The organism is Sporanaerobium hydrogeniformans (assembly GCF_002735925.1).
In the GTDB taxonomy this organism is placed as follows: Bacteria; Bacillota; Clostridia; order Lachnospirales; family Cellulosilyticaceae; genus Sporanaerobium; species Sporanaerobium hydrogeniformans.
The window spans coordinates 1-2,972 of record NZ_PEDL01000049.1 but is presented as its reverse complement, the minus strand read 5'-3'; the positions used below and the strand labels follow the sequence as shown (position 1 = coordinate 2,972).

Here is a 2,972-nt window from a genome sequence, read left to right as displayed (position 1 = left end):
ATAAAAAAATAGGAACAGGATGAATCTTCGGCTAGCAAGTAAGGGAGCTCTTCGCAAGCTTCCTCCACAGGATGGATGTAAAATCTTAGAGAAGTCCTATAGGCTGCTTTTAGGGACGTTATCACAAGTGCCTTTCTTGTGATAGGTAGGACCGTTAGCCTATTGGACTGAACTTAGATTTTACCCATCCGAGGACCGAGAAGCTGGTGAAGAGCTCCCTTACTTGTGGTCCCTGAGAACACCCCCTATTCCTTTCCTTTTAGTAGTCTAACGTGTAAAACACCTCGATAAACTGAAATTTTTAATATTATGTTTATTTATAGTCAAAAAATAGTAGGGGGTAAAAATAAATATTGATTTGCATAAAATAATCTGCTAAAGTATAACAAAAGGGGAGCTTGTAGGACAGGCTGAGAGGAAACTCAAGTTTCGACCCATAACCTGATACAGATAATGCTGGCGTAGGGAAATATTGCTTTATACAAGCTTACAAAGAGCGATGAGTATAAGAGGGATATGTTTTCTAAGCATGTCCCTTTTTTAATGCTTAAAAGCTTAGGAGAGCAAGTAAAAGGCATGTCAATGAGGGAATACATAAACAGAAGATGGAAGGGGAGCGCCTTGCATCGGTCAATAAAAGACAATTAAATAGCGAGGGAGCTCGTGTTTCGAGTTGAGAGGAAGCTTTTGAGCTTCGACCGCCTCAATAAAGCGTATGCTGCATGGGACCTCGCTATTTGTTTGTGCATCCATTTATCTCTAGATAATGTGTTTTGAAGCAAAGGGAGGTAGCCGTAGCATTCAAAATAAATAACAAAAGAGAGGTAAGGAAGATGGAAAAAAGAAGTGTAGTACTAAAAATGACATTGCTTGCCATATTGGTAGCAGTAGGGGTGGTGATTTCGCCTATTTTAAGAGTAGAGGGGATGTGCCCTATGGCTCACTTTATTAATGTGGTGTGTGCTGTACTCCTCGGCCCTTGGTATGCCTTGGGGTGTGCACTAATGATAGGCGTTATTCGTATGTTTTTTATGGGGATTCCCCCCCTTGCATTAACAGGTGCTGTTTTTGGTGCGACTTTATCAGGTATTTTTTATTATTGGTCGAAAGGAAAGATTATAGGAGCAGTGATAGGAGAGATCCTAGGGACAGGGATTATAGGAGCAATGGTTTCTTATCCTGTTATGACACTTTTTTGGGGGAGAACAGATCTTACTTGGTTTTTCTATGTCCCCTCCTTTATAGGTGGTACCCTTATAGGTGGAAGCATTGCTTTTGTATTTTTAGTGGCATTAAAGAAGACAGGACATCTTATTCAATTCCAAAGAAGTTTGGGGGCAAAGGTTTATGATACATCAAAGATTCACACAGGAAATAGCCATTCAGAAACGGCTTAAGGAAATTAAGGATAAAGTAAACAAGGAGAAACCTTTGGTACATTGCTTAACCAATACCATTTCTATAAATGATTGTGCCAATGCCGTACTAGCTCTTGGTGGTAAGCCTATTATGGCTGAGCATCCTAGAGAGGTGAAAGAGGTTACAGTTACTGCCAATGCCCTTGCGCTTAATCTTGGCAACATAACAGATAGCAGGATGGAAGCCATGCTTCTTTCAGCTAAGGTAGCCTATGAAAAGGGAATTCCTTCGATTATTGATTTGGTAGGTGTAGGCTGTAGTAAGTTAAGAAGAGAGTATGCCAAGGAGCTGATTAAAAAGGCACCACCTTCCGTGATTAAAGGTAATATGTCAGAGCTTAAAGCACTTTATGAATTGCCAAGTCATGCCCAGGGCATTGATGTGGGCAAAGAAGATGAGGTAAGGGAAGATAATCTAGAGGAGAATACAGCTTTACTTAGACAACTTTCTAAAGCTACAAAGGCTGTTATTGTAGCCACAGGAGCCATTGATTTAATTGTCTATGAGGAACAAGTTTATCGCATCGATAATGGCTGTGAGATGCTAACGAAGCTAACAGGGACAGGATGTATGCTAAATGTGATGATTGCTACACTGATCTCTACAGGAAAATATGTGGAAGGAGCAGTGCTGGGTACCTTGATGATGGGCATTGCAGGGGAGAGGTCTCAAGAAACAAAAGGTAATGGAAGCTTTAGGGTAGCCTTACTTGATCAACTATGCACGTTAACAGCAGAAGAAATAATAGAAGAGAGCAAGCTTACCATTTATGCTTAATGACAAAAGAAAAGGTGGAAGAAAGATGTCATTTGATTTAACACTTTATTTAGTAACAGACAGTACTGGTTTAGAGGAGGCCTGCTTCCTTCAAAAGGTAGAAAGTGCTTGCAAGGGTGGTGTGACACTTGTGCAGCTGAGGGAAAAAGAACGCCCAGGGAGAGAATACCTTGAAATGGCTCATAAGGTAAAAAAAATAACAGATGCCTATACGATTCCGTTAATCATTGATGACCGGGTAGATGTGGCTTTAGCAGTGGATGCAGCAGGTGTTCATTTAGGTCAAAGTGATTTGCCCATTGATGTAGCTAGGAGGCTTATGGGGCCTGATAAACTAATTGGTGCAACAGCTAAGACAGTAGAACAAGCCTTAAAGGCGGTAAAAGAAGGAGCAGATTACTTAGGTGTAGGTGCTATTTATCCTACTACTACCAAAGTAAAGACTGTCCTAACGAAAGTTTCTACTTTAAATGAGATAGGTGAGGCTGTAGGGTGTCCGATTGTGGCTATTGGTGGACTGAATGGGGAGAACTGTGAGATTTTAAAGGACAGTCCTATTGCTGGGATAGCAGTGGTTTCTGCTTTAATGAAAGCAGAAAATCCAGAGGAAGCAGCTAAACAGTTAAAAGAAAAAATACAAGCTTGGAAAAACAATTTATAAAAAGAAGCTCCTTTTATGATGTGACCCCAATAAGTTAGACTTTTTTGCGTAGTAGTTTTTAACTGCTACGCAATTATTTTATGCTGCCAAGAGACTGAGCCTATATTCTACAGGA

General features: G+C 40.4%; 3 protein-coding genes and 1 riboswitch. All 3 genes read left to right on the top strand.

Annotated elements, in window-relative coordinates; genetic code table 11:
* Nucleotides 1-380 precede the first annotated feature (380 nt).
* A riboswitch (TPP riboswitch) is annotated at nt 381-485 on the top strand.
* A 348-nt stretch (nt 486-833) separates the two neighbouring features.
* Genes thiW through thiE form a run of 3 tightly spaced genes read left to right on the top strand, consistent with a single transcriptional unit; the run spans nt 834 to nt 2,857 of the window.
* Entirely contained in the window at nt 834-1,397 is a 564-nt protein-coding gene (gene thiW / locus CS063_RS17305) for an energy coupling factor transporter S component ThiW (protein ID WP_099450910.1), read from the top strand.
* Entirely contained in the window at nt 1,348-2,196 is an 849-nt protein-coding gene (thiM, locus tag CS063_RS17300; RefSeq protein WP_099450909.1) for a hydroxyethylthiazole kinase, read from the top strand. The genes thiW and thiM overlap by 50 nt, the downstream gene beginning before the upstream one ends.
* A 25-nt stretch (nt 2,197-2,221) precedes the next feature.
* Nucleotides 2,222-2,857, top strand: a complete 636-nt coding sequence (gene thiE / locus CS063_RS17295) for a thiamine phosphate synthase (protein WP_099450908.1) — start codon at nt 2,222-2,224, stop codon at nt 2,855-2,857.
* Nucleotides 2,858-2,972 lie beyond the last annotated feature (115 nt).

Coding starts and splice junctions, on each gene's coding strand:
- thiW (WP_099450910.1), top strand. CDS start 834: ATGGAAAAAAGAAGTGTAGTACTAAAAATGACATTGCTTGCCATATTG.
- thiM (WP_099450909.1), top strand. CDS start 1,348: ATGATACATCAAAGATTCACACAGGAAATAGCCATTCAGAAACGGCTT.
- thiE (WP_099450908.1), top strand. CDS start 2,222: ATGTCATTTGATTTAACACTTTATTTAGTAACAGACAGTACTGGTTTA.